Annotated in this window: 27 protein-coding genes; 11 read left to right on the top strand and 16 right to left on the bottom strand. The window is 61.0% G+C overall.

Going from position 1 to position 26,639, the window contains the following annotated elements; all coding sequences use genetic code 11:
* The first annotated feature begins 186 nt into the window (after positions 1-186).
* Complete coding sequence (locus tag PSH57_RS07780) at positions 187-1,191, top strand: NADP-dependent oxidoreductase (RefSeq protein WP_305388817.1); 1,005 nt, start codon at positions 187-189, stop codon at positions 1,189-1,191.
* Positions 1,192-1,313: 122 nt separating this feature from the next.
* Here the strand turns inward: PSH57_RS07780 and pyrF are convergent, their stop codons facing one another.
* Positions 1,314-2,012, bottom strand: coding sequence for an orotidine-5'-phosphate decarboxylase (gene pyrF, locus PSH57_RS07775; protein ID WP_305388815.1), 699 nt, complete (start codon positions 2,010-2,012; stop codon positions 1,314-1,316).
* Positions 2,013-2,318: 306 nt separating this feature from the next.
* On the opposite strand from pyrF, the gene PSH57_RS07770 reads away from it, so the two are divergent.
* From PSH57_RS07770 to xopAW, 3 genes are all read left to right on the top strand, one after another.
* Entirely contained in the window at positions 2,319-3,062 is a 744-nt protein-coding gene (locus PSH57_RS07770) for a response regulator (RefSeq protein ID WP_305444858.1), read from the top strand.
* A complete protein-coding gene (locus tag PSH57_RS07765) occupies positions 3,062-4,108 on the top strand; it encodes a sensor histidine kinase (RefSeq protein WP_305388813.1) in 1,047 nt (348 codons plus the stop codon). Before PSH57_RS07770 ends, PSH57_RS07765 begins: the two co-directional genes overlap by 1 nt.
* A 146-nt stretch (positions 4,109-4,254) precedes the next feature.
* Positions 4,255-4,986: a XopAW family type III secretion system calcium-binding effector gene (xopAW, locus tag PSH57_RS07760; RefSeq protein WP_305388812.1), complete on the top strand. Its 732-nt coding sequence runs from the start codon at positions 4,255-4,257 to the stop codon at positions 4,984-4,986.
* A gap of 104 nt (positions 4,987-5,090) precedes the next feature.
* On the opposite strand, the gene PSH57_RS07755 is transcribed toward xopAW, so the two are convergent.
* The 8 genes from PSH57_RS07755 to PSH57_RS07720 all read right to left on the bottom strand — a co-directional run bounded on the left by PSH57_RS07755 (position 5,091) and on the right by PSH57_RS07720 (position 11,409).
* Positions 5,091-6,140, bottom strand: coding sequence for an AI-2E family transporter (locus PSH57_RS07755; protein ID WP_305388810.1), 1,050 nt, complete (start codon positions 6,138-6,140; stop codon positions 5,091-5,093).
* A gap of 62 nt (positions 6,141-6,202) precedes the next feature.
* Positions 6,203-7,009, bottom strand: a complete 807-nt coding sequence (locus PSH57_RS07750; RefSeq protein WP_305390323.1) for a DUF4892 domain-containing protein — start codon at positions 7,007-7,009, stop codon at positions 6,203-6,205.
* A gap of 143 nt (positions 7,010-7,152) precedes the next feature.
* Positions 7,153-8,004, bottom strand: a complete 852-nt coding sequence (locus tag PSH57_RS07745) for an alpha/beta hydrolase (RefSeq protein WP_305388809.1) — start codon at positions 8,002-8,004, stop codon at positions 7,153-7,155.
* A complete protein-coding gene (locus tag PSH57_RS07740) occupies positions 8,001-8,795 on the bottom strand; it encodes an alpha/beta fold hydrolase (RefSeq protein WP_305388808.1) in 795 nt (264 codons plus the stop codon). Before PSH57_RS07740 ends, PSH57_RS07745 begins: the two co-directional genes overlap by 4 nt.
* Before the next feature lie 280 nt (positions 8,796-9,075).
* Positions 9,076-9,519: a hotdog fold thioesterase gene (locus PSH57_RS07735; RefSeq protein WP_305388807.1), complete on the bottom strand. Its 444-nt coding sequence runs from the start codon at positions 9,517-9,519 to the stop codon at positions 9,076-9,078.
* 37 nt (positions 9,520-9,556) lie between these two features.
* The gene (gene sixA, locus PSH57_RS07730) at positions 9,557-10,009 is read right to left on the bottom strand and encodes a phosphohistidine phosphatase SixA (RefSeq protein ID WP_256231550.1); all 453 of its coding nucleotides are present in this window, start codon (positions 10,007-10,009) and stop codon (positions 9,557-9,559) included.
* Positions 10,006-10,353 (bottom strand): DUF4389 domain-containing protein, encoded by a 348-nt coding sequence (locus tag PSH57_RS07725; RefSeq protein ID WP_214913404.1) that lies wholly within the window; start codon positions 10,351-10,353, stop codon positions 10,006-10,008. Before PSH57_RS07725 ends, sixA begins: the two co-directional genes overlap by 4 nt.
* A 30-nt stretch (positions 10,354-10,383) precedes the next feature.
* Positions 10,384-11,409 (bottom strand): NAD(P)H-dependent glycerol-3-phosphate dehydrogenase, encoded by a 1,026-nt coding sequence (locus PSH57_RS07720; protein WP_305388805.1) that lies wholly within the window; start codon positions 11,407-11,409, stop codon positions 10,384-10,386.
* A 200-nt stretch (positions 11,410-11,609) separates the two neighbouring features.
* Here PSH57_RS07720 and PSH57_RS07715 point away from each other — a divergent pair, with 200 nt between their 5' ends.
* From PSH57_RS07715 to fabB, 5 genes are all read left to right on the top strand, one after another.
* The gene (locus tag PSH57_RS07715; RefSeq protein WP_305388804.1) at positions 11,610-13,733 is read left to right on the top strand and encodes a TonB-dependent receptor plug domain-containing protein; all 2,124 of its coding nucleotides are present in this window, start codon (positions 11,610-11,612) and stop codon (positions 13,731-13,733) included.
* Positions 13,734-14,666 (top strand): ABC transporter substrate-binding protein, encoded by a 933-nt coding sequence (locus PSH57_RS07710; protein WP_305388803.1) that lies wholly within the window; start codon positions 13,734-13,736, stop codon positions 14,664-14,666.
* Complete coding sequence (locus PSH57_RS07705) at positions 14,663-16,570, top strand: ATP-binding protein (protein WP_305388802.1); 1,908 nt, start codon at positions 14,663-14,665, stop codon at positions 16,568-16,570. Before PSH57_RS07710 ends, PSH57_RS07705 begins: the two co-directional genes overlap by 4 nt.
* 248 nt (positions 16,571-16,818) lie before the next feature.
* Positions 16,819-17,334: a 3-hydroxyacyl-[acyl-carrier-protein] dehydratase FabA gene (gene fabA / locus PSH57_RS07700; protein WP_305388801.1), complete on the top strand. Its 516-nt coding sequence runs from the start codon at positions 16,819-16,821 to the stop codon at positions 17,332-17,334.
* 11 nt (positions 17,335-17,345) lie between these two features.
* Complete coding sequence (gene fabB, locus PSH57_RS07695; protein WP_305388800.1) at positions 17,346-18,566, top strand: beta-ketoacyl-ACP synthase I; 1,221 nt, start codon at positions 17,346-17,348, stop codon at positions 18,564-18,566.
* Between the two features lie 192 nt (positions 18,567-18,758).
* Here the strand turns inward: fabB and PSH57_RS07690 are convergent, their stop codons facing one another.
* Together PSH57_RS07690 and PSH57_RS07685 are read right to left on the bottom strand one after the other, a co-directional pair.
* Complete coding sequence (locus tag PSH57_RS07690) at positions 18,759-19,223, bottom strand: DUF3859 domain-containing protein (RefSeq protein WP_305388799.1); 465 nt, start codon at positions 19,221-19,223, stop codon at positions 18,759-18,761.
* Between the two features lie 150 nt (positions 19,224-19,373).
* Positions 19,374-20,390, bottom strand: coding sequence for an amidohydrolase family protein (locus PSH57_RS07685; RefSeq protein WP_305388798.1), 1,017 nt, complete (start codon positions 20,388-20,390; stop codon positions 19,374-19,376).
* 127 nt (positions 20,391-20,517) lie between these two features.
* Between PSH57_RS07685 and PSH57_RS07680 the strand changes: the two genes are divergently transcribed.
* A complete protein-coding gene (locus tag PSH57_RS07680; protein WP_305388797.1) occupies positions 20,518-21,378 on the top strand; it encodes a pirin family protein in 861 nt (286 codons plus the stop codon).
* A 158-nt stretch (positions 21,379-21,536) separates the two neighbouring features.
* Here PSH57_RS07680 and PSH57_RS07675 read toward each other — a convergent pair whose 3' ends face one another.
* From PSH57_RS07675 to PSH57_RS07660, 4 genes are all read right to left on the bottom strand, one after another.
* The gene (locus PSH57_RS07675; protein ID WP_305388795.1) at positions 21,537-22,265 is read right to left on the bottom strand and encodes a dienelactone hydrolase family protein; all 729 of its coding nucleotides are present in this window, start codon (positions 22,263-22,265) and stop codon (positions 21,537-21,539) included.
* 70 nt (positions 22,266-22,335) lie between these two features.
* Positions 22,336-24,240, bottom strand: coding sequence for a molecular chaperone HtpG (gene htpG, locus PSH57_RS07670; RefSeq protein ID WP_305388794.1), 1,905 nt, complete (start codon positions 24,238-24,240; stop codon positions 22,336-22,338).
* An 87-nt stretch (positions 24,241-24,327) separates the two neighbouring features.
* The gene (locus PSH57_RS07665) at positions 24,328-24,789 is read right to left on the bottom strand and encodes a PaaI family thioesterase (protein ID WP_305388793.1); all 462 of its coding nucleotides are present in this window, start codon (positions 24,787-24,789) and stop codon (positions 24,328-24,330) included.
* Complete coding sequence (locus PSH57_RS07660; protein WP_305388792.1) at positions 24,786-25,262, bottom strand: PaaI family thioesterase; 477 nt, start codon at positions 25,260-25,262, stop codon at positions 24,786-24,788. Before PSH57_RS07660 ends, PSH57_RS07665 begins: the two co-directional genes overlap by 4 nt.
* A 157-nt stretch (positions 25,263-25,419) precedes the next feature.
* On the opposite strand from PSH57_RS07660, the gene PSH57_RS07655 reads away from it, so the two are divergent.
* Positions 25,420-25,683 carry a hypothetical protein gene (locus PSH57_RS07655; protein ID WP_305388791.1) on the top strand — a complete coding sequence of 88 codons (264 nt, stop codon included), beginning with the start codon at positions 25,420-25,422 and terminating at the stop codon, positions 25,681-25,683.
* 73 nt (positions 25,684-25,756) lie between these two features.
* Here PSH57_RS07655 and PSH57_RS07650 read toward each other — a convergent pair whose 3' ends face one another.
* The gene (locus PSH57_RS07650) at positions 25,757-26,494 is read right to left on the bottom strand and encodes a DUF599 domain-containing protein (RefSeq protein WP_305388790.1); all 738 of its coding nucleotides are present in this window, start codon (positions 26,492-26,494) and stop codon (positions 25,757-25,759) included.
* Between the last annotated feature and the right edge of the window lie 145 nt (positions 26,495-26,639).

Genomic DNA, 26,639 nt, shown 5'->3' with positions numbered 1-26,639 from the left:
GTCACAGGTCCGGACGATGCGGCAGCACTATCCAATTGCCGTTTGGGCGTTCATGGGCGCCAGTGATAACAGCCCCGGCGTCATTATCACTGGGTTCGATCGAACTGCATTCGCTGCATCAGCAAACCTTGCGACAAACGCTTCGAAGGTCTATCAACAAGGCTTCATTCATCTTGAGTGCCAGCCATGACTGCCCAGACCAATCGCCAGTTCCTGCTCGCCAAACGCCCGGTGGGCGCTGCGACCCGTGAGACTTTCACCTATCAGCAAGTACCGGTCGGCGAACCGGAAGCCGGTCAGATTCTGGTGAAGAACGAATATCTGTCCCTGGATCCGGCCATGCGCGGCTGGATGAACGAAGGCAAGTCTTACATCCCGCCGGTAGGCATCGGTGAAGTGATGCGCGCCTTGGGCGTAGGCCAGGTGGTTGCCTCGAACAACCCGGGTTTTGCGGTCGGTGACTACGTCAACGGTGCGCTGGGTGTGCAGGATTATTTCCTTGGCGAGCCGCGAGGCTTCTACAAGGTCGATCCGAAACTGGCGCCATTGCCGCGCTACTTGTCAGCACTGGGCATGACCGGCATGACCGCCTATTTCGCCCTGCTGGACGTTGGCGCGCCCAAGGCCGGCGAGACGGTAGTGCTCTCGGGCGCCGCCGGTGCGGTGGGCAGCATCGCCGGGCAGATCGCCAAGATCAAAGGTTGCCGTGTGGTGGGCATCGCCGGCGGGGCCGACAAATGCAAATTCCTGATCGATGAGCTGGGCTTCGATGGCGCCATCGACTACAAGAACGAAGACGTCCATGCCGGCCTCAAGCGCGAATGCCCCAAAGGCGTGGATGTGTACTTCGACAACGTCGGCGGCGACATCCTCGATGCGGTGCTCAGTCGCTTGAACCTCAAGGCTCGCGTGGTGATTTGCGGTGCCATCAGCCAGTACAACAACAAGGAAGCGGTGAAAGGCCCGGCCAACTACCTGTCGCTGCTGGTCAACCGGGCGCGCATGGAAGGTTTCGTGGTCATGGACTATGCCTCTCAGTTCGCCGCCGCAGGACAGGAAATGGCCGGCTGGATGGCCAAGGGGCAGCTCAAGAGCAAGGAAGACATCGTTGAAGGACTGGAGACATTTCCCGAGACACTGACCAAATTGTTCAGCGGGGAGAATTTCGGGAAGCTTGTGCTTAAGGTCTGATACACATCAACTGTGGGAGCGGGCTTGCTCGCGAATGCGGTGTGTCAGCTGGCATAAAGGGCGCCTGACACTGCGTATTCGCGAGCAAGCCCGCCCCCACAAGGGGAAACCCCGGCGTTTAGTCAGGCCAGTTCGGCCACAACCGCCGCCAGTGCCTTGGCTGGATCCGCTGCCTGGCTGATCGGTCGGCCGATCACCAGGTAATCGGAGCCGGCGTCCAGTGCCTGACGCGGGGTCAGGATGCGGCGCTGATCATCCTGAGCACTGCCCGCCGGACGAATCCCCGGAGTCACCAACTGTAGCGACGGATGCGCGGTTTTCAGGGCCTGGGCTTCCAGGGCCGAACAGACCAGGCCGTCCATGCCGGCTTTTTCGGCCAGCGCCGCCAGGCGCAGTACCTGTTCCTGAGGCTCGATATCCAGGCCGATGCCAGCCAGGTCCTCGCGCTCCATGCTGGTCAGCACGGTCACGCCGATCAGCAACGGTTTCGGACCGCTGCGCTGATCCAGCACTTCACGGCAGGCCGCCATCATGCGCAGGCCGCCGGAGCAATGTACGTTGACCATCCACACGCCCATTTCGGCGGCTGCCTTGACGGCCATGGCGGTGGTATTGGGAATATCGTGGAATTTCAAATCCAGGAATACTTCAAAACCCTTGTCACGCAGGGTCCCGACGATTTCCGAAGCGCAACTGGTGAACAGCTCCTTGCCGACTTTGACCCGGCACAGCTTGGGGTCCAACTGGTCGGCCAGCTTCAGGGCGGCGTCACGGGCAGGGAAATCCAAGGCAACGATGATGGGCGTCTGGCAGGCGGACATGAGCGGGCTCTCAGGCAAGTCGAAATCGGCGCGCATTGTAGCGGAACCAGCGCCCGTGCGGGACCCGATGATCGGTAAATCATCATCGTGCCCGGACAGCATGGACGATGCCGGCCTTTGTGTCGAAGTCGATACACTCATGACACGCGCGCAACACGCCCGCACGCTACCGTCTGGCGCCGCACCCCGTCCTTTCAGCGCTTCCCGCCTCGCGGCCCGGAGCCTATGCTGGAGCCACTACCTCGCCGCCTTCTTTGTGGTTGGCAGCTTACCTGGCAGATGATGCACCCATGCAGAACACCCCTGTTGCAAATTCTGGCGATCAAAAAAGCGCCCGACGATGATAAACGCTGGAGCACCCGGGCGTTGATCGTCGATGACGATGTGCCGATCCGTGAGCTGCTGATCGATTATCTGGCCCGTTTCAGCATACGCGCCAGCGGCGTGACCGATGGCGCGGCCATGCGCCTGGCGATGCAGGCTGAGCATTTCGACGTGGTCGTGCTCGACCTGATGCTGCCAGGCGAAGACGGCTTGCAGCTGTGTCGCTGGTTGCGCGCCGAATCAGACATTCCGATCCTGATGCTCACCGCCCGGTGCGAGCCTACCGACCGCATCATCGGCCTGGAGCTGGGCGCCGACGATTACATGGCCAAGCCTTTCGAACCCAGGGAACTGGTGGCGCGGATCCAGACGATCCTGCGCAGGGTGCGCGACGACCGCACCGAGCAACGGGCCAATATTCGCTTCGATAACTGGCGACTCAACAGCGTACTGCGCCAGCTGATCTCCGCCGACGGGCTGGTGGTGCCGCTGTCCAACGCCGAGTTCCGGCTGTTGTGGGTGTTCATCGAACGACCGCGCCGGGTACTGAGCCGCGAACAGTTGCTCGACGCCGCCCGTGGACGCTCCATCGAGGCGTTCGACCGCAGCATCGATCTGCTGGTCTCACGCCTGCGCCAAAAGCTGGGTGACGACCCCAAGGCGCCGCAACTGATCAAGACCGTCCGCGGCGAGGGCTATCTGTTCGACGCCCGAGACATCGGCTGATGCGCTTGCGCCTCGACACCTTGTTCGGCCGCCTGTTTGGCGTGCTGTTATTGGCGATCGTCCTGGCGCATCTGTTGGCCTTTGCCTGGTTTTTTTATTACGGCCCACCACCGCCCCCCGGGCCACCGCCGGAATTCTCCCGGCAAGGCGAAGGTCCACCGCGCTTTAACCCGCCCCCCCAACACACTCCACGTCCCTGGTTCGGAGGCCCGGTGGTACCGCTGACCTTTCAGTTCGTGTGCCTGATCGTCGCCGCCTGGTACGGCGCCAAACTGCTGACCCGGCCCATCCAGCGCCTGAGCGATGCCGCCGAACGCCTGAGCGAAAACCTCGACAGCCCACCGTTGGAGGAAACTGGCCCCCGGGAGGCCCGCCAGGCTGCCCATACCTTCAACCTCATGCAACAGCGAATTCGCGAGCAGGTGCAGCAGCGTTCGCGCATGCTCGGTGCGGTGTCCCACGACCTGCGCACTCCGCTTTCGCGGCTCAAGCTGCGCCTGGAACAGATCGATGACATCAAGCTGCAGGGCCAGATGCGTCAGGACCTGAACGATATGATTGGCATGCTCGACGCCACCCTCACCTACCTGCACGAGCAACGCACCAGCGAAGCGCTGCAATGGATGGACGTGCAGGCCTTGGTGGAATCGCTGAGCGAAAACGCCCAGGACCAGGGTGCCGACGTGCAAGCCAGCGGTGGCTGCGCGCCGCTACAGGTGCAGCCGATGGCATTGCGCTCGTGTATCAACAACCTCATGGACAATGCCTTGCGTTACGCCGGCCATGCGTTGATTGCGCTGGAAGACAAGCGCGACCAGGTAGTGATTCGGGTGATTGACCACGGCCCCGGGATTGCAGCGGATAAACGCGAAGCGGTGTTCGAGCCCTTCTATCGCCTGGAAGGCTCACGCAACCGCAACTCCGGCGGCGTCGGCCTGGGCATGACCATCGCCCGGGAAGCCGCCGAACGCTTGGGCGGGCAGTTGAGTCTGGAAGAAACGCCGGGGGGTGGGTTAACGGCGGTGATCCGCTTGCCGCGCACCTGAAACAACCTCAATCCCATGTGGGAGCAGCGCCGGGGGCTGAATTTGTACACCCGCCGGTACAAACCCCACACACCCACGACAACTGCGCCATCGAGGCTGTATAAGCCGGTACACCCACCGGTTATCCCAGTCCAAGGAGAGCGCTCATGATCGGTAGCGTCAGCAGTTACTCAACCTATACCAGTACCAGCAGTACCGCGAGCAGCAGTGCCCGCAGCCAGCAGTTTCAAAAGGAACTGCTCAGCAAGCTCGACAGCAACGCCGACGGCTCGGTCGATCAGGATGAATTGAGCACGGCCCTGTCGCACAAGAGTGACGACGGCATCCTGGTCAGCCTGAGCGACAATTTCAGCGACCTGGACAGCGACGGCAGCGGTGACCTGAGCAGTGATGAGATAGCCGCGATGGCGCCACCGCCTCCGCCACCACGAGACCAGGCGCCGACGACCGAACTGGCCGATGCGCTGCTCAGCACCCTGGACGCCGACGGTGATGGCGAGGTGAGTAGCGAGGAGCTGAGCAATGGTCTGGCGAGCGCCGGCAGCACTGCCGACAGCCAGGAAATATTCTCGGCCCTGGACGAGAATGAGGACGGTACCGTCAGCCTCGACGAACTCGCCGCCAGCCTCGCCCCGCCACCGCCTCCGCCACAACAGGCCTCCAGTGAGGCGTTGCTCAGCCAGCTCGACGCCGATGCTCAGAGCAGCATCGACACCAGCGAACTGACCAGCGCTGTACAGGCCAACCGCACCGGCGACAGCTCCACCGACCAGACCAACGTCAGTGAAGCGCTGAACAGGATGATCGCCAACCTCAGCCGACAATACTCGCTGGATGATGTCGCCCCCGTGGGGAAATACCTGAATGTGGCGACTTGATTGACCGGCAACCCTGGCTTTTTCAGAGCCAGGCTTGCCTGCCGGATCGAAGCCCACTTGTGGCGAGGGGATCTATCCCCTCGCCACAAAGGTTTGTGCTGGCCTCAGGAGTGGGGTGATCGCGCCTGACTCTTGTTCCAGTCCGTCAGCAAGCTGTAGGCCACCGCCAGCAGGGTCGGACCAATGAACAGCCCAATGAAACCGAAGGCAATCAAGCCACCGAACACCCCCAGCAACACGATCACCAACGGCAGGTTTCCGCCACGGCTGATCAGGTAGGGTTTGAGTACGTTGTCCACGCCGCTGATGATGAAGGTGCCCCAGATCCCCAGGAACACCGCCATCCCGTATTCGCCCTTCCACGCCAGCCATGCCGTGGCGGGGATCCAGACCAGGGGCGGCCCCATGGGAATCAGGCTGAACAGGAAGGTGACGATGCCCAGCACCAATGCCCCCGGTACGCCAGCGATCAGGAAACCAATCAGCGCCAGCACCGCCTGGGCCGCCGCAGTGCCGATCACGCCGTTGACCACACGCTGCACCGTACCGGCCACCAGTTCGATGTAGTAACCGGCACGGTCGCCGATCAGACGCTCCAGCAACCCGTGCACGAACACCGCCAGGCGCGGACCGTCACGGTAGAAAAAGAACACGAACACAATGCTCAGGGCCAGTTCGAGAATGCCACCGCCGATTTGGGCACTGCGGGCCAACAGCCAGTTGCCGACCTGACCCAGATACGGCCTGACGGAGACCATCATGGCTGCACCTTGCTGATCGATGCTGTTCCAGATACCCACCAACCGTCCGCCCACCAGCGGCAGGCCCGCCAGCCATACTGGCGGATCGGGCAGGCCTTCGACCTGCACATTCTTGATAAATGCCGTGGCATCGCGCACATGATCGGCCAGGTTGAAGCCCAGCCACACCAGTGGCACCGCCACCAGCACCATCCAGCCCACGGTCAGCAAAGCCGCAGCCAGCGACTCGCGACCATTGACCCAGCGGGTCAGCAGGCGCATCAGCGGCCAACTGGCAAACGCCAGCACCGCGCCCCAGAACAGCGCCGACCAGAACGGAGCCATCACCCAGAAGCTTGCACCGAACAACACCAGGAGCAGGATCTGCACCAACAGCCGATCGTTATTGAGCATGTCAGGTCTCGAAATAGAAACAGGGCCGGGCTGACGGCGCGAAGCACGTCGCCCGAAACAGCTTAACGCAGCAGCTCAAGATGCAGGCCCGCCGCATCGCCCCTGGCGGCCTCCATTCGCGCCGCCCGGACACCCTGGGCAATCAGTGCCTGCCGCCAGGCCTCGGCCTGGGGACCGCCGACAGTCACCCGAAGGCCCGTGTCCAGGTTCAGCGCCCGGGACAGCAGGCGCAACCAGGTTTCGTCCGGCTCACCGACCAGGCGCGGCAAGTCCAGCACGCCGGTGTCCTTGAGCTGGCGCAACAGCGTGGCCGATGTGGGCAGCAGGCTTCCCAGCGAGGCGTTTGCCTCGAACTGTTCGACGTGCAGGTAGGCCTTGCGATTGCCACGAGTAATGCCATACAGCGCAATCAGCGTGTTGTCCGCGGGCGGCGCCAGGCGCAGCAGCAGGTAAGCCTGACCGTTATCGGCGCCGTAGAGCTTGGCATTGCCAAACACTTCGTTGGCCCAAAGGCTGCTTTCGCCGCAATCACGGGCCTGGCACCAGAACAACAGTTGCGCGTCCTGCTTCTGCAAGGCTTCGCGGGCGGCGGTAAAGGCCTGGGTGGCGGAGTGTTCCGGCGGCAGTTCGTAGGTCACCGACGTGGTGTTGCCACGGGCATCGACCTGGCCGTCGAAACGCAACTGGCCGCTGATCTTGCGGATCGAACCCAGGGGATAAATCCGCTCCAGGTCAGTGGTTTGCCGGTAATCGACAATTTGCGCGTCGGGCATGCGGGGCACCCGCTCCAGGTCCCGACTGCCGGGAACATCGGCGGCAAACGATGCCGGGCTGAAGCAGGCCAGCGTAAGCAAGGCGAGTGAATGAATGGATAATTTCATCGGATCGGCATGGCCTGGGTCTCTGGGGTGAGGCCGGTGTCATCAATGCGCTGCGAGGCCGCTAAACAGAGATCTGTCATGGTTGTCTCCCTTTTTCAACCCGCCCAGCCTCGACAGTTGCCGGGCGCAAGTCAAGAAACGGTGAAGAACCGATTGAAACAGTCTGCTACAAGCGCGGCGCCAGCCTCGTCGTTCAGGTGCAAATGATGACCGCCGGGCAACCGTTCATGACTGAAGGGTAGACGCTCCAGCAACTCAGGGTGTCGGGCAAGCATGCCGTCGGCAGCCACCACCAGATGCGCCGGACAAGCGACCCGCGCCACGAAGGCCATGGCCTGCTCATCGGTCAGGCGTAGCGGCGATGGCAAGGTCAGGCGATTGTCGGTGCGCCAGGTGTAGCCTCCCGGCACCGGCATCAGGCCGCGCTGGGCCAGCAACTCGGCGGCTTCGCGGCTGACCGCCACCAGCCCTTTCATGCGGGCCTCAATGGCCCGGTCGAGGGTTTTGTAGACCGGTTTTCGTTTTTGTTGCAAATCCAGCTGCGCCTGCAGGGCCATGCCCATGCGTTCAGCGGCATTTTCGCCTTTGTCCGTGGGAGGGATCACCCCGTCGATCAGCCCCAGGTGCGTGACCCGTTCGGGCAACGCGGCGGCGAGCACCAGCGAGACGATGGCGCCCATGGAATGCCCCAGCAGGGCGAAACGCGCCAGGCCCAGTTGTTCGGCGACTTGCAGCACATCATGGGCATAGTCCCACAGGGCATAGCCGGCACCGGGCGGACGATGCCCGGAGTGACCGTGACCGGCCATGTCCAAGGCAATGACCCGCAGGCCCTCAAGCCGGGGGGCCAGCCGGGCGAAGCTGTTGGCGTTGTCCAGCCAGCCGTGCAAGGCGATCACCGGCCGGCCATCCTCCGGTCCGAACAGGTGGGCTGCCAGTTCAATGTGGGGCAGGCTCAGGCGGACTTCTTCGACCACACTCATAAGCTGCGCCCTTCCCAACGCTGAAAAAGCTCCTTGAGCAGCCTGGCCGTATCCTGAGGACGTTCCAGAGGAAACATGTGGCCGCCGGGCATGCTCAGGGATTCGCCATGGGGCATTCGCCCCACCGAACGAGTGTGATGACGCATCACCACGCGACTCTGCCGGCCGCGCACCACCGCCAGCGGCACTTTGAGCATACGGGCCCGCCCGGGACTGGTGTGCGGCACGCCGCGGTAAATGCTGATCTCCGTGGCCGGATCGAAGCGCAGCCGCAAGCGGTCGCCGACTTGCTGCAAACCATGTTGCAGGTAGGCGTCAAAGCATTCCGGGTCGAACCCACGAAACAGCGTCTTGGCGGAAAAATACTGCCGGGCCGATTCCAGGTCAGTGAACTCTTCACGCCGACCCAACGTCCGTCCCGCCGGAGTCAGGCGATCGATGAACCCCAGGCGCTTGGCGGCCAGGATCACCCACTGATCGGCACGGGTCAGCACCGGCGAATCGAGCATCACCACACCACGATATAACTGGGGACAGCGCAATGCGGCGTGCAGATGCAGAACGCCACCCAGGGAATGGCCGACGCCCCACACCGGTTCAGGTTGTTGTTCCAGATGATGGATGAGTTCGTCCACCAGGTTGTGCCAGTTATCGTCCGCCGGAAAACGCGGGTCATGGCCGTGCAATTCCAGGTGCGCGACCTCGTACTGCGGCGCCAGCGCGGCGAACAGCTTGCCGTAGGTGGCCGAGGGAAAACCATTGGCGTGGGCGAAAAACACCTGTTGCGACATGACAGTGGATCCATGGGGAAACTGCCAACGATTGTCCGCACAACCCGGTGGCGCGGCAATGACCGTAACTGACAGGAATGATGACAGTCGGGCTTGGGCTATGGGGCTATGGGGCTATCAAGCTGTCAGCACTGCCCATGTGGCGAGGAGACTTGTGGAGCAAGGCTTGCCCGCGATGCAGACGCTGGGGTGGATCAGGTGTTGCGCGTCGACACCATCGTGGGCAAGCCTTACTCCCACAGAAGATCCCCTCACCGCAGGATTGCGTCCAGCTAGAGCGTCAACGTGCCGGCGGCTGCTCGCCCAGCGGCACCACGGCCATGGTCAGGCGCGACACGCAGTTGACCTTGCCCTCGTCGTTGGTCAGGCGGATGTCCCAGACCTGGGTGGTGCGGCCCAGATGGATCATCCGGGCAGTGGCCGTCACCCGACCGCTGCGCACACCGCGCAAGTGATTGGCATTGATCTCCAGACCCACGCAATAGAACTTGCTGGTGTCCACGCACAGATAGGCGGCCATGGACCCGACCGTTTCAGCGAGCACCACCGACGCACCGCCATGCAACAGGCCGAATGGCTGATGGGTGCGGTGATCGACCACCATGCTGGCGGTCAGGGATTCGTCGTCGAAAGATTCGAAACGAATGTCCAGCACTTCGCTGATGGTGTTTTTACTTTTGAGGTTCAGTTGCTCAATGTTGGGGGTGGTGCGCCACAGACTCATCGTTGCCCTTCCTTTATGATTTTCAGGGTGCTCAATCTTATGGGTGCTTGATGCTCTTGAGCGCCATAGCCCCAGCCAAGGGCAGATCGCCCGCAAGCTCCGCCAGCCCGGCTGTTTGCACCTGCTCCGGTTGCTGCAAGTGCCCATGCTGGAGAAAACCCAGCAAGCTGCCCACCAGCGGGTTATGACTGACCAGCAGTACATCATCCTGATCCTTGAGGTGTTCCAGGACGGTTTGCGGCCGGGTCTCCGGGGTGAGCCAGTCCACGGTGATCAGCGCCGGTTCGAAACCCAGCGCTTCACGCACCAGTTGCGCGGTCTGCTGGGCGCGCACATAAGGGCTGGCGTAGATGGCCCGCAACGGCTCGCCCATCAACCGGCCAGCGCTGCGCAGCACCTCTTCACGACCATGCAGGGTCAGGGTCCGCTCGGGATCGGGACGGGCACCATGAGGCTCGGCCTCACCATGACGCAATACCCAAAGTTTCATAGTTTCGGCTCCTCGTCCCGAACCGGATGCGGGGCCGGAGCCACGGCGTGAGGCGCTTCACCTTCCGGCGTGCGCGGGGTTGGCCAGTCCGCGAATGGCCAGGGCTTCTGGTCGCTGTGGAAGGTGCCGAAACGGCCGATCTGCGCCAGGAACTGGCTCAGGCTGTCACCAAAGTTCATCAGGCTGGCACTCGGCGCGCCATAGATCAGCCGGTAGATCAGTTGCACCAGTACCACGGCGCCCAGGATGAATTGCGCCACCTGCCAGACCAGCAGGTAAATCACCATCCACAACACACGCAGCAGGATGGACTCGTATCGGGCCTGCCCTTTTGGATCGTTCATGGTTTGCTCCTGCTTCTGATCAATTGAGGCTCAGTTGAAGCCACTGGTGGAAATGAAATCGACGTCGGTCTTGGGTTCGCCACGCATCAACAGTTCGATCACCTGTTCCAGCGTGCGCCCTTCGAACAGAATCGCATGCAACCCCGCGACCAGTGGCATGTAGACCCCAGACTCCTGAGACTTGGCCTTGAGTACCTTGAGCGTATTCACCCCTTCGGCCACTTCGCCCAGACGCGACACGGCCTCTTCCAGGCTCAACCCCTGACCGAGGGCGAAGCCGACCTGGTAGTTGCGGCTCTTGGGGGAGGAACAGGTGACGATCAAATCGCCGACCCCGGCCAGCCCCAGGAAGGTCATGGGATTGGCGCCCTGGCTGACGGCAAAGCGGGTCATTTCCGCCAGGGCCCGAGTAATCAGCATGCTCTTGGTGTTTTCCCCCATGCCCAGCGCCACCGCCATGCCGGCGATGATTGCATAGACGTTCTTCAGCGCCCCGCCCAGTTCCACACCGAAACGGTCGGCGCTGGCGTAGACCCGAAAGGTGCGGCCATGCAGCGCGGCCTGGACCCGCTGACACAGCTCTTCGTCTTCACTGGCGACCACGGTGGCGGTCAGGGCGTGCTCGGCGATCTCGCGCGCCAGGTTCGGCCCGGAAATCACGCCGATTCGAGCCTTCGGGGCGATCTCTTCGAGAATCTCGCTCATCAGCTTGAAGGTCTGGGCTTCGATCCCCTTGGTCAGGCTCACCAGCAATTTGCCGCTCAAGCGTTCGGCATGGGGCGCCAGGACCGAACGCAAGGCGCTGGACGGCAAGGCGACAAAAAACAGGTCGCAGTCTTGCAAAGTCGCCTGCAAGTCAGTCACCGGCTCAACTTCAGGGCGGATCTTGATGCCCTTGAGGTAACGCGGGTTCTCGCGATTGATCCGGATGGCCTCGGCCTGCTCCGGGTCACGCATCCATTGGCGTACCGGGTGGCCGTTCTCGGCCAGCAGATTGGCCACGGCGGTACCGAAACTCCCGCCCCCCAGGACCGCAATCGGGCGCTGTTCAGTCATATGCAATCCGTTCATCCATACCAAGTGGCAATGCCGGGCATTATACGGAGCAGCCGGATCGCGACCAGCCCCGACTACAATTACCGGCAGTTGTAGGAAGCTGACCATCAATTCCTAGGAAAATGCTGTCAACGTGAATGGAAAAGTCGCTCACCTCGGTTAACATGCCCGCCATCCTTTCCCGAATCAAAGGCTGTGTCGTGTTCGTTGGCCCTTCCCGTTCAGGCTCGTCGCTACTATTGGCGCTGTTCATCAGCCCGCCAGTGCTGGCCGACGACTTGTTCGTCGACAGCCAGCCCCTGCCCCAAGTGTTGACGGCCACGCGCCTGAAGCAATCGCCGGCGGCGGTCCCCGGCAGCATGACCGTGCTGGACAGCGAATTGATCAAGGCCAGCGGCGCCCGGGACATCAGCGAACTGCTGCGCCTGGTGCCAGGCATGATGGTCGGCAATATCAGCGGCAACCAGGCTGCCGTGAACTACCACGGCACCAACGCCACCGAAGCCCGGCGCATGCAGGTGCTGATCGATGGCCGCTCGGTGTATCGCGCCGGCCTGGCCACGGTGGACTGGAGCGATATTCCGGTGGCCATGGAGGACATCGAGCGGATCGAAGTCTTCCGCGGCCCCAACACCGTCAGCTACGGCGCCAATGCCCTGATGGCGGTGGTCAATATCATCACCCGCGCTCCGGCCGACAGCCATGGCACGCGCCTGAAAATCACCCGTGGCGAGCGTGGCATCAGCGACTGGTATGCCAGCCAGGGCAGCGGTTGGGAGGGCGGTGACCTGCGGCTCTCATTGTCCGGCCAGGAAGACGACGGCTTTGACAGTAACCGCAACGGCACCGATTACCGCGACAGTCGACGCTTGAACCGTTTCAACCTGTCCGTCAGCCAGACCCTGAACGAACAGCAGAGCATCGACTGGCAACTGAACGCCAAGGACGGGACCAATCAGCGGCCTTATACCTACCGTCCAGTGTTCGCCGGGATTACAGCCGCCGGGGATAATTCCGATGTTGTCGCCAAGGACTACGCCGGTTCGCTGCGCTGGAACCTGGACCTGAATCCCAACCACAGCCTTTATGTACAAGGCTCGATTCAGCACTGGGATCGCCAGCAGACCTGGCGTGCGTGCGATGCCGAGGTATCCTTCAGCCCGCAGTTGACCGATCTGTGGTTGCTCAACCCTAACTACGCCGAGAAGCTGGCGCGTAATATTCCCAGCTTCACCGGCACCGGTGCGCCACCCGGCACCCCACAGGAACAGGCGCTGGCCAATCAGGTGCTCGATCAATGGCGCAACGGCGCCTCGCAAACCCTGTGCGGCGATATCGACCAGAGCGCCCGTGAGTCGCGCTACGACCTGGAAATCCAGGACACCCTGAGCCTGTCCGACAGCCTGCGACTGGTCACCGGGGCAAACTATCGCTACGACCGGGCCAACTCCGAGACGTACTTCAACGGCACGCTGGACGACACCACCTGGCGCTTGTTCGGTCAGCTGGAGTGGCGGGCCAGCGAGCACTGGCTGGTACAGGGCGGTGCGATGTTCGAAGACACCCACCTGACCGGCAGCTCGCTGACGCCGCGGGTGGCGGTCAACTACCTGATCACCCCGCGTCATGGCCTGCGGGCGGTGTACTCCGAGGCGGTGCGCTCGCCGGACATGTTCGAGAACAATGTCAATTGGAGTTATCAGGTCACCAACCTCAAGCCCACCGCCTTCGGCCAGAGCAGCGCCCGTTACTTTGTCCAGACCCGAGGCCCAGGGAACCTGGACCAGGAACACATGCGCTCCCGGGAACTGGGCTACAACGGTTATTTCATGAACCTGGGGCTGGCGGTCGATGTGAAGCTGTTCCATGACGAAATCACCGGCATGATCAGCGAACCCCTGCGCAACAATCAGTACATAGCCAGCAACGCCAATGAATCACAGTTTTCCGGGGCCGAAACCCAACTCGACTGGCGCATCACCAGCGCCGACCGCCTGCGCCTGACCTATGCCTACGTCGATGCCCTGGCCAGTAACGCCCTCGACGAACAGCCGACCGCCCGCAACAGCGGTTCGGCCGGCTGGCTGCGGGACTGGGGCCGAGGCTGGAACAGTGCAGTGTTCTATTATGGCGCCGACGACCTGAACGGCTATCGCTTTGAACGAATCGACACCCGTCTCTCCAAACGCATTCCTTTGGGCAAGGCCAACCTGGAACTGGCGGGCGTCCTGCAACAGCGCCTCGACAACCAGCCCACCACGTTTGTCGACAACCGCTACGACTCCCGCCACGTCCTGTATTTCACCGCGGAGTTGTCGTTCTAGATGTTCCGGGCTCGATCGCGCAAGACGCCCTTTCGTGGCCGCCTGCCGCTGGCGCTGTGCCTGGTGCTTGCAGGCTGGCTGGCAACGATCGAGGCCCGGGCTGCCGAGATTGTACTGACCGGCGTGCATAACAGCCCTGGTGTGCAGTCTTTCACCCAGGCCCTGAAGGCCCTGCGCCCCGAGGACAAAGTCAGGTTTACGCCTCTGGCCAGCCTGCCGGCGCCCGGCAAACTGCCACGCAATGTCCGCCTGATCTTGCTTGACCTGCCCAGTCTCGACTGGCGCCTGCAGGAAACTCACGGGCCGGCCACCCTGGTATTGCGAATCAGCCGCCAACAAGCCCGGGACCGCCTGGGCGAGACAACGCCCGATCACCTGAGCCTGTTGTGGAGCGATCCACCGCAGGCGCGGCAATTGCGCCTGATTCGCGCGATCCTTCCGCAAATGCGCAGGGTCGGCGTGCTGTTCGACGAGCACAGCGAATTCCTGCTCAAAGAAATCCGCCAGGCAGCGACGCCGTTGGGCCTGGAGATCGTGAGTGAACGCTGGGACGACACCAGTGACAGCCGCCCTCTGCAAAAACTGCTGCGCAACAGCGATGTGCTGCTGGGGCTCGACGACCCCGATCTGTACAACCCCAAGACGGTAAAAAACCTGTTGCTCAGCAGCTACGCCCGGCAACGTGCGCTGATCGGGCCCAATGCTGCTTTCGTCAAGGCCGGCAGCCTGGCCAGCACCTACAGCGACCAGGAAGACTGGCTGGCAATTCTCGACGACTTGCTTGACCGCCCCGCCACCACCTGGCCCCGCACCCTGTATCCGGCCCGCTTCAAAGTCCTGAGCAACCAACAGGTCGCCCGTTCACTGGGAATCGAACCGATTAACGCCGAATCCGTCGCTGCACAGTTGGCCGAAGGAGAACAACGCCCATGACCTTGCGTCGCCGTTGGGACATCAATACCCGCACCCAGCTTATCGCCCTCGGCCCGGCATTGCTGCTGACGGTGCTGTTGATCAGCTTCTTTACCTTCGTGCGAATCCAGGACCTGCGCCAGGAACTCAACCACACCGGGCAGTTGATCGCCAACCAACTGGCCCCTGCCACGGAATATGGGGTGATCTCGGGCAACAACGAGGTGCTGGAAAGCCTGCTCACCGCCACGCTGGCCACGCCTCATGTGCGTTTTCTCGAGGTGCAAGACAGCACGGATCGGGTTGTGGTGTATGTCGAGCAACCCGCGCAAAGCCGCAATCATTCCCAGCAGATCGAGGTTTTCCAGGCGCCGGTTCGCCTGCAGCGCATTGCCTTGAACAATGATTTTCTGCAAGGCAACAGCACGACCATCGAGGCGCCCGGTGAGGATTACCTGGGCCGGGTGATCGTCGGCATGTCCAGTGACGCTTTCAGCCAGCGGCAGCAGGAAATCCTGCTCAAGGCCGCAATCCTGGCGCTGTTCGCCCTGCTGTTCACCTTTCTGGTGGCACGTCGCCTGGCATCCAACCTGTCCCGGCCAATACGCGACATCGGCAACGCAGTCATGGCGATCCAGCAAGGCGACTACAGCACGCCGCTGCCCATCGTCGACGATGCCGAACTGGGGGCCTTGTCGCGGCATATCAACAATCTGGCCGACGGTCTCGAGCAAGCCAGCCGTGAACAGCACCAGGCCATGGCGCAGTTGATCAAAACCCGGGAAGAGGCGGAAAAGGCCAACAGCGCCAAATCCGAATTCCTGGCAATGATGAGCCATGAACTGCGCACCCCCATGAACGGTGTACTGGGCATGCTGCAACTGCTGGAAACCACCGAAATGACGGAGGAGCAGTTCGAGTACACGGCGCTGGCCAGCGAATCCACCGAGCACCTGTTGAAGGTCATCAACGACATCCTCGACTTCTCGCGCATTGAGCGCTCGGCCCTGGAGCTGGAGCACATCCCGTTCAATCTGGCGGAGCTGGTTGCCAGTTGCGCCCAGGCGTTCCAGCACAGCGCCGCGCAACGCAAGCTGGGCCTGGACCTGCTGATCCCTGACGACATGCAGGCTTTACAGGTGCAAGGCGATCCGACGCGGATCCGGCAGATCCTGGTCAACCTGATCGGCAATGCCCTGAAATTCACCGAGCAAGGCAGCGTCACCGTGCAATGCCAGTGGCAGGCGCTGGATCACGAACTCCTGTGGTTTACCTGCACGGTGCGCGACAGTGGCATCGGGATTGCGACCGAAAGCCTGGAGCGCATGTTCGATGCCTTCCAGCAAGCCGACAGTTCGATTTCCCGGCGCTACGGTGGCACCGGTCTGGGGCTGCCGATTGCCCGCACCCTGGCTGAGCGCATGGGGGGCACATTGCGCGCCCAGAGCGAAGAGGGCCGGGGTTCGGTGTTTACCCTTGAGATCCCTCTGGCCCTGTCGCAAAAGGCACCGATGACCCTGGCGCCAAGGCTGCCCGACGGTAGCGGCAGCGGTCATGGCGAGGGTCGCAATGTGCTGCTGGTGGAAGACAATCCCGTGAACCAGACCGTGATCGAAGCCATGTTGCGCAGTCTGGGGTTCACCGTCAGCATCGCCGCTGACGGCGCCCAGGCTATCCGTAGCGCCGAAAGCCTGATGTTCGAGGCCATCCTGATGGATTGCCGGCTGCCTATCATCGATGGCTACGAAGCCACGCGACAGATCCGCCAGTTACCCGGCTGCGGCGAGGTGCCGATCATTGCCCTGACAGCCAATGCGCTGCAGGGCGATCGCGAAGCCTGTCTCGCGGCGGGCATGAACGATTACCTGGCCAAACCGTTCAAAAGAGCTGATCTGCAGCAAATTCTGCAGCGCTGGGTGCGTTAGTGCAGGCGTTTAAACCATCTGCGACTGGCGTGAAAGGCGAAAGTGCGGCAGTCTTAAGCACCCGAACAAGTCCCGATTGGGGCTTGAATAAAAATTTCAGTGCACAGGTGTACATTCATTTCCTGTGTGCTGTGACTTTCACTACAACGCAATAGTCTATGAGTAGGCTGTCGATTCGAGGCATGAACGCTTCGATCGGCCGGGAAGATTTGCCCCACCCTGCCGCATGGGACTATTGAGGAGCTCGCATGACCAAACAAGACGCCTTTACTCGGGAAGACCTGCTGCGCTGCAGTCGCGGTGAGCTGTTCGGCCCAGGTAACGCGCAACTGCCCGCCCCGAACATGCTGATGGTGGATCGCATCACCCATATCAGCGAAGAGGGTGGCAAGTACGGCAAAGGTGAATTGGTCGCCGAGCTGGACATCACTCCTGACCTGTGGTTTTTCGCCTGCCACTTCGAAGGTGATCCGGTGATGCCGGGCTGCCTGGGCCTGGATGCCATGTGGCAATTGGTCGGCTTCTTCCTCGGCTGGCAAGGCCTGCCGGGCCGCGGTCGCGCCCTGGGTTCGGGCGAAGTGAAGTTCTTCGGTCAGGTTCTGCCGACCGCCAAGAAGATTACCTATAACATTCATATCAAACGCGTCCTCAAGGGCAAGCTGAACATGGCCATTGCCGATGGTTCGGTAGCTGTGGATGGTCGCGAGATCTACACCGCCGAAGGCCTTCGGGTCGGCGTTTTCACCTCCACTGACAACTTCTAAGGGTTATCCGCATGCGCCGCGTCGTTATCACTGGTCTGGGCATCGTTTCGTGCCTAGGCAATGACAAAGAGACCGTCTCCGCTAACCTGCGTGCAAGTCGCCCTGGCATCCGGTTCAATCCGGAATATGCCGAAATGGGTCTGCGTAGCCAGGTTTCCGGCTCCATTGACCTTCCCCTCGAAGAGCTGATCGATCGCAAGATCTACCGTTTCGTCGGCCATGCGGCGGCTTACGCCTACCTGGCCATGAAGGACGCCATCGCTGACTCCGGCCTGACCGAAGAGCAGGTGTCCAACCCGCGCACCGGTCTGATCGCCGGTTCCGGTGGAGCCTCCACCTTGAACCAGATGGAAGCGTTGGACATCCTGCGCGAAAAAGGCGTCAAGCGTGTCGGCCCGTACCGTGTCACGCGGACCATGAGCAGCACCGTTTCCGCCTGTCTGGCCACGCCATTCAAGATCAAGGGCCTGAACTACTCCATCGCCTCTGCCTGCGCCACCAGCGCCCATTGCATCGGCAACGCCATGGAGCAGATCCAGATGGGCAAGCAGGACGTCGTGTTCGCTGGCGGCGGTGAAGAAGAACATTGGAGCCAGTCGTTCCTGTTCGACGCCATGGGCGCCCTGTCCAGCAAGCGCAACGACACCCCGGAAAAAGCTTCCCGCGCCTACGATGCCGACCGTGACGGCTTCGTCATTGCTGGCGGCGGCGGCATGGTGGTGGTAGAGGAGCTGGAACACGCTCTGGCCCGTGGCGCAAAAATCTACGCGGAAATCGTCGGCTACGGCGCCACTTCCGACGGCTACGACATGGTCGCTCCAAGCGGCGAAGGCGCCATCCGCTGCATGCAGATGGCCATGTCCACCGTTGACACGCCCATCGACTACCTGAACACCCACGGCACTTCGACCCCGGTCGGTGACGTGGCGGAGATGAAAGGCGTGCGCGAAGTATTCGGCGCCAACGCCCCGGCCATCAGCTCCACCAAGAGCCTGTCGGGTCACTCCCTGGGCGCCGCTGGCGTTCACGAAGCGATCTACTGCATGTTGATGATGGAAGGCAACTTCATCGCCGGTTCGGCCAACATCGAGGAACTGGACCCGGAAGTGGCCGACCTGCCGATTCTGACCAAAACTCGCGAAGACGCCAAAATCGACACCGTAATGAGCAACAGCTTTGGCTTCGGCGGCACCAACGCCACCTTGGTACTGAAGCGCTGGCAGGGCAAGTAAGCCCCGCCGCAACGCCACACACAAAAACGCCCCGACTGGTTCGGGGCGTTTTTTTGCCTGGCAAATATGCCTGAGTTCTATGTGGGAGCGGGCTTGCTCGCGAATGCAATGTTTCAGCTGACAAATATGGTGCCTGACACACCGCATTCGCGAGCAAGCCCGCTCCCACATGAGGCCTACAGTGGATGGAATTCAGCGCACCACAAACCGCTGCTGCGCCAGCAATCGATCACCCTGGAACACCATGAACCGCCATTCCCCCGGCACCACTTCGTGGCTTTCGGTGAATTCGTAGGCCATCACATCCTGAGGCGCACCGGGCACCAGTTTCTGGGTGACTTCGAATTTATCGTGGCGCACGCCATCAGGGGTGCGAATGCCTGGCGTGAAGTACAACAGGGTCAATGGCTGGTCGTCAGCCACCTTGCCCACCAAGCGGTAGCGCAGGCCGAACTTGGTGCCCAGCTTGGCCGGCACACTTTCAGTCTCGCGGATCTGCTCGTTGCTGCGGCGCAGAACCCGCTCCCCCGATTGCAGTTCAGCTTGAGGTCCTTCGAAGATACCGTACTCCACCGGGCCTTCGACACGAACTTCTGCCTGGGCCAGGCCGCAGACCGACAACAGCGCGACCAGTGCGCTTGAACGGGTGAGGTGCATAGTGCGCTCCTTGATTGAGATGAGCGCGAGGGTATGACGCGGGGGTGACAGGCTGATGACAAAGCGATGGTCACCTTGTGCACTGATAGCTTCTGTGGGAGCAAAGCTTGCTCGCGATGCACCCTCCCCCATTGCGAAATTGTAAGACCTTCATCGCGGGCAAACCTTGCTCCCACATAACACCGCCAGGAAATTATCCCGAGCCACTTTCCTCGCCACACCTTCCGGTAGCGCATCCAGGAACGAATCAAAGCTGCGTAATTCCTTACCGACGTTGTCGAAACGTCCCACTACATCTGACCCCAACATGAAGCGTTCCGGGAAGCGCTCCACCAGCTTGATCCACGCCTCGCGGGGCTTGCCCGCCTCGTCCAGCAAGTACGGCGTGAGCACGCTCCAGGACAGGTCTATGTACAGGTTCGGATAGCTCTCCAGCATCCGGGTCAGTGTCGGCAACAGAAAATCCAGCCGCGTCTGGTGACGATGGATCTCCATGCTGGTGCCGGCATGCGCCCAAATGAACCGCGTGTGGGGATGATTACGCAGCGGCTCTTCAATTTCCGGCAAATACAGCGCATTTTTCTCACGCTTGGAGGTGATGTTGGAGTGCAGCAGCACCGGCAGATCGTTCTCTGCCGCCAGATGATAGATCCGCGTCATGGCCTCGTTGTTGGCCCGCGGGGTATCGCCCGAAGTCAGCGCCGTCAGGTCGTCATGGCGGGTGAACACCTCACCAATGCCTTGCCACAACCCCGGATAGAGATCGAGCATGCGCTGGATATGCATGGCGGAGTTCTTGTCGTTGGGGTTGAAGCCGGACAAAAAAGGATGAAAGTGCTGACGTTGTTCAGCGGTCAACTTGCTCACCGCCGCCGCGACAATCACATCGGTGGCGCTGTACCAATAGGCGTCCGCATCGTCACCGGCGTAGTAACGCGGGCGTTTTGGCTCGTCCTCATGCCATTTCTTGGCCACCGGTATGCCGGAAATCATCACATGCTCGATGCGATTGTCGGCCATCGCCTTCAGTAACTCGGGCATGCCGGCAGTCTCCTGAAAGAAATCGACGTAATGCAGGTGCGCATCGCTGTAGGTATATTCGCGGGCCATGACGCCGCTGCTCGAAACGGCCAGCAGCCAGGCGAAGATCAGACGGGTCAAGGGCACGGGCGGACTCCAGAAGGCTATGAACAGGATAGACCCCGACCGTCCCGTCCGGGTTCAAGGCCCATGTGCCGCAAGGTGTCACAGCGGGTTATGCTTTACCCATCCGTTGTTCAACCTGGAAGACATCATGATCATGCCCCTGACCATTCGCCCACGCGCAGAAGATGTGGAAGGCCAGCCGATTCTTCGCCCACTGCCGTCCGCCAAGTGTCGCAGCGTCGGACCGTTCGTGTTTTTCGACCACATGCTGCAAACCTCCTACAAGGCCGGTCAAGGCATGAACATTCGTCAGCATCCCCACATCGGGTTGTCGACCCTCACCTACCTGTTCGAAGGGAAACTCCAGCACAAGGACAGCCTTGGCTCCGATCAAATAGTCGATGCAGGGGACGTCAGCTGGATGACCGCGGGCAGCGCCATTGCCCATGTCGAGCGCACGCCCGAGACACTGCTGGGCAGCGATTTCATCATGCATGGCTTGCAAGTCTGGCTGGCCTCGCCCCAATCCCATGAACAGGGACCTGGACACTACAGCCATCATCCGGCACACACCCTGCCGGTCAGCGATAACCTGGGGATAAAAATCCGGATGATCGCCGGGTCGGGTTTTTGCCTGCAATCGCCAGTCCCGACGCTGTCCCCTACCCTGTACGCCGAGCTGAACCTGCAAACCGCAACAACCCTGCTGATTCCCACTGAGCATGAAGAGCGGGCACTGTATCTGCTCAGCGGTGAGGCACAGCTAGACGGTGAACCACTGGAACCCCACTCGTTAGTGGTGCTCCCGGCCGGGGAGGAAATGACGCTGTTCGCCGACAGCGACTGCCATGCCGTGCTGTTCGGCGGTGCGCCACTGGACGGGCCACGACGGATGAACTGGAATTTCGTCTCCAGCGATCCGGCGCGAATAGACGAAGCCCGCCGGCGTTGGGCGGCCGGGGACTGGCCGACCGTGCCGGGGGAAAGTGAGCGGATTGAGTTGCCCTGAATCCAAGAATGTCTGGGCTGCCCCCTTCGCGAGCAAGCCCGCTCCCACATTTGATCTCTGGCGAACACAGCATCTGTAAACGTCGCGATCCACTGTGGGAGCGGGCTTGCTCGCGAAGGGGCCGGCCCAGACAACAGAAAAACCAGACTTAATCCGACTCAGCCCCTGAGCACTTCATCCAGCAAATTATGCATCGACCTGAACGCCCGTGCGGCAACCTTGGCGTCGTACATCATCTTGCCCGGGACATTAGCCTCTGGATCGGTGAACGAATGCACCGCGCCACCGTAGCTCAGCAGTTGCCAATCCACCCCGGCGGCGTTCATTTCGTCTTCAAAGGCCGGCAGTTGCTCTTTAGGCACCAACGGGTCCGAGGCGCCATGCATGACCAGCACCGCCCCCTTGATGTTCTGCGCATCCGCCGGATCGGGTGTGTCCAGGGTGCCATGGAACGAGATGGCGGCCTTCAACGCTGCGCCTGTGCGCGCTAGCTCCAGGGAGCAGCAACCACCGAAGCAGAAGCCGAACGTGGCAAGTCTGGACGCATCGACCTGCGCCTCACCCTGACTTTGCAGCTGCTCGAACGCCGCCTGCATGCGCTTGCGCAACAAGGCACGGTCATTCTTGAGCGGCATCATCGCCGCGGCGGCTTCATCGGCATTGGTCGGGCGCACCTCCTGGCCATAGAGATCGGCGATCAGCACAACATAGCCGTTGGCCGCCACCGACTTGGCGATTTCCTCGGCCCCCGCCCCTACGCCCATCCAATTGGGCGCCATCAACAAACCCGGGCGCGAGCCCTGCTGGCTTACGTCGAAGGCCAGGCGGCCCTCATAGGTTTGACCATCGATCTGATACACCAGCGAACGAACCGTAACCTGACTCATGACGGACTCCTCTTGAAACGGAACACCAGAAATGAAAAAACCCGCCGAAGCGGGTTTTTCCTGCACTTGATTAAGCTGACAGTTCAACCAACAGCTTGTTCAGGCGGCGCACGTACGCCGCCGGGTCCTTCAGGCTGTCACCTGCCGCCAGGGCGGCCTGATCGAACAGGATGTGCGACAGATCGCCGAAACGCTCTTCGCTCTGCTCGTTGTCGAGCTTATCCACCAGCGGGTGAGCCGGGTTGAATTCAAAGATCGGCTTGGAATCCGGGACCTTCTGGCCGCTGGCTTCAAGGATCTGCCGCATCTGCAGGCCAAGGTCCTGTTCACCAATGGCCAGGATCGCCGGGGAGTCGGTCAGGCGGTGAGAAACCCGCACTTCGCTGACGGCATCGCCTAGGGCAGTCTTGATCCGCTCAACCAGGCCTTCCTTGCTCTTGGCGACTTCTTCGGCGGCTTTCTTGTCTTCTTCCGAATCCAGGTTACCCAGGTCCAGGTCGCCACGGGCCACGTCAACGAAGCTCTTGCCATCGAACTCGCTGAGGTAGCTCATCAGCCATTCGTCGATGCGGTCGGTCAGCAGCAGCACTTCGATGCCTTTCTTGCGGAAGACTTCCAGATGCGGGCTGTTCTTGACCTGTGCATAAGTTTCACCGGTCAGGTAGTAGATCTTGTCCTGACCTTCCTTGGCGCGGGCCAGGTAGTCGGCCAGGCCAACGATCTGCTCGCCATCGTCACCCTGGGTGGAAGCAAAGCGCAGCAGACCAGCGATTTTTTCTTTGTTGGCGAAGTCCTCGGCAGGGCCTTCCTTCATCACCTGGCCAAAGTTCTTCCAGAAGCCCTTGTACTGCTCTGGCTCGTTCTTCGCCAGTTTTTCCAGCATGTCCAGGACACGCTTGGTCAGCGCCGACTTCATGGAGTCGATGATCGGGTCTTTCTGCAGGATTTCCCGCGAGACGTTCAGGGACAGGTCATTGGAATCGACCACGCCCTTGATGAAGCGCAGATACAGCGGCAGGAACGATTCGGCCTGATCCATCACGAATACGCGCTGCACGTAAAGCTTCAGGCCGCGTGGTGCTTCGCGCTGGTACAGGTCAAAAGGTGCACGGGCCGGCACGTAGAGCAGCGAGTTGTACTCCAGCTTGCCTTCGACCTTGTTGTGGCTCCAGCTCAGCGGGTTCTCGAAATCATGGGCGACGTGTTTGTAGAACTCCTGGTATTCCTCGTCCTTAACTTCGGTGCGTGGACGTGTCCACAGGGCACTGGCGCGGTTGACGGTTTCCCATTCCACTTCCGGTTTTTCTTCGCCTTCGGCAGCGGTGACTTCCTTCGGCAGCTCGATCGGCAACGCGATATGGTCGGAGTACTTCTTGATGATGTTGCGCAGGCGCCAGCCATCGGCGAATTCGTCTTCGCCAGACTTGAGGTGCAACACGATACGGGTGCCGCGATCAGCCTTATCGACGGTGGCGACTTCAAACTCGCCTTCGCCCTTGGACGACCAATGCACGCCTTCGCTTGCAGCGAGGCCGGCACGGCGGCTGAACACTTCGACCTGGTCAGCGACGATGAACGCGGAATAGAAACCGACACCGAACTGGCCAATGAGGTGAGAGTCTTTTTTCTGGTCGCCGGAGAGGTTCTTCATGAAATCGGCGGTGCCGGACTTGGCGATGGTGCCCAGGTGAGTGATCACCTCTTCGCGGCTCATGCCGATGCCGTTATCTTCGAGGGTGACGGTTTGGGCGTCCTTGTCGAAGCTCACGCGGATTTTCAGTTCGGCGCCACCTTCCAGCAACTCTGGCTTGGACAGGGCTTCGAAACGTAATTTGTCGACAGCGTCAGAGGCGTTCGAAATCAGCTCGCGAAGGAAAATTTCCTTATTCGAATACAGCGAGTGAATCATCAGGTGCAGCAGTTGCTTCACCTCGGTCTGGAAGCCCAGGGTTTCCTTTTGAGTTTCCACGCTCATGGTCATCAAACTCCAAGTGGATGGTGGTGTCCGCCTCGCTGAGATTGGCGGCGGGATGTCCTCAAGGTGGGGGCAACGGTGATGATTTCAAGGGCAATGCGTTTTTGAAGACTCCTGAATCTTGAAATGCGCCCGGGCAGTGGCAATGGGCTGGGCCTCGACATCCTGCCAGGCGGTGATCGCGACATTGGCCACCCGTCGCCCCTGGCGCCAGACCTGGCATCTGGCATAAGTGTCACGAAACTGCCCGGCGCGCAGGTAATCCAGGGAAAAATCGATGATTTTCGGCACGCCCGTCGCACGGGTGGCAATCAGCAGATACACCGCGGCCGACAACTCCATGAAACCGGCGATGACGCCGCCGTGGATGGCCGGCAATAAAGGGTTACCAATGTTGTCCTTGTTGGCCGGCAGGCGAAACAGCAGCTCCTCGCCCTGACGCGAGCATTCGACACCGATCAGCCGTGCATAGGGAATCGAGGCCAGCAGCAACGCGTAGTCGCCTCGCTCGCATGCATGGCGCAGTTGTTCCTCAGTGATATCGGTCATGGCTTGCCTACGGCAGCCAGCGGGCCACCCCTGTTGATTCCCCTGGCGTGCTGGCCCAGGCGCATGAAGGTGCCCACCACATGGGCGATGGGTTGTTCGGGGTCGTCCTGATAGGCAAAACCACGGCTGAAGATCACGTCCTGAGTGACCCGATAGCATTGGGCAAAGCCATAGACATCCTTGTTCGGCTCAGCGGCGTGCATGTAGTCGATGCGCAGGTCCAGGGTCGGACAGACCTCGAACTGCGGCAACACGCACAATGTCGACATGCCACACGCCGTGTCCATCAATGAGGTCAACGCGCCACCATGGATGATGCCTGTAAGGGGGTTGCCGACGATCTGGGGGCTGTAAGGCAGGATCACGGTCAGCCCCTCACGACTGGCGCTGTGCAACTTCAAGCCCAACATCTGGCAATGTCGCAGCGCGGACAAAAAGCGTGTCGCACGCTCAAAAACGGGGTCTTGCGCCATTGGATTAACGCCTTTATTAGTGAGCAGACGCGGTAACGGGTACGCCCTGTAAAGTTCCGTTCCCATGCAAAGTTATATATCTGTAGCAAAAGAGGAACTTAATCCAAGGGAGGGCGTTCAAAAGGCCAGTAGTTATTTCCATAAGGAGAAACACCCCATGCGTAAGACTTTAGCTATTGCCTTGATGTTGGCCGCCTCTCTCGGTCTCGCTGCCTGCGATAAAAAATCCGAGGACAAAGCTCAAGATGCCACCGAACACGCTGAGCAAGCTCAGGAAAAAATGAGCGAAGCACAGGATAAAGTGAACGACGCGGCGAAAGAAAACGCCGAAGCCGCCAAAGATCAGGCCGAATCGAACGAAGCCGCTACACAGGAACAAGCACCTGCAACAGCGCCCGCCACCGCGCCGGCAACCAACTAATACTGTTTGAGCTTAAAAGAAACCCGCCTGGTGCGGGTTTTCTTTTGTCTGCAATTTGATAGTGACTGTTCGGTCAGGCCGGGTCCTTGCCTACATCAGGCAATGGTGCCTCGGTGGGGGTGTAAACCATGACCTGCAGTACGTCGGAGTGAAACTCCCGGCGGTACAGCACCAACACCACTCCGGTACTCATCAACATGAATAACCAGGGGCTGACGAACCACGCCAACATGGTCATGCCGAAATAATAAGCGCGCAGGCCAAAATTGAACTGGTTGGCGGCCATGGAGATCACCCGCGCCGCCCTGAGCGCGAAGGCCTTGCGCTCCTGCGCCGATACATGTCGCTCGCCGATCATCGGCGCCGACCCCACCAGAACCGCCGCGAAGTTGTATTGGCGCATGCACCAGCTGAAGGTGAAGAAGGCATACACGAACACCAGCGCCAGGCACAGCAACTTGGCCTCCGACATGCCCTGGGACGCCTGCTGCACCAGCGGCAGGTCGGCCAGCAACGACACCGCACGATCGGACGCCCCGAGCACCGTCAGGATGCCCGCCAGGATGATCAGCGTGCTGGAGGCGAAGAATGAGGCGTTGCGCTCCAGATTGCCGATCACGCTGGCATCGGCGATACGGTTTTCACGCAGCAGCATGCGGCGCATCCAGTCTTCGCGATATAAGTGCATGACGCTGGCCAGACAGGCCGTATCGCGGGCTTTCAACAACGCATAACGGGTGTAGCCGCCCCAGCAGACGACGAACCAGACAGCGGCGAGAAGATGGATCAGATTGGCTTGGATGAATGACATGTAATTCCTTATCTGACGAAGAACATGGAGCAGCTTGCGATTGACCCTGTGGGAGCGAGCCTGCTCGCGATGGCGTCAGGTCAGTCTCGAGGTGGCAGATATACCGCTATCGCGAGTAGGCTCGCTCCCACAGGTTCGGCGTAAG

Origin of the sequence: Pseudomonas hefeiensis (genome assembly GCF_030687835.1) — a bacterium.
Lineage (GTDB): Bacteria > Pseudomonadota > Gammaproteobacteria > Pseudomonadales > Pseudomonadaceae > Aquipseudomonas > Aquipseudomonas hefeiensis.
The sequence above is the reverse complement of the archived record's forward strand: the minus strand, read 5'-3'. Positions and strand labels throughout refer to the sequence as shown.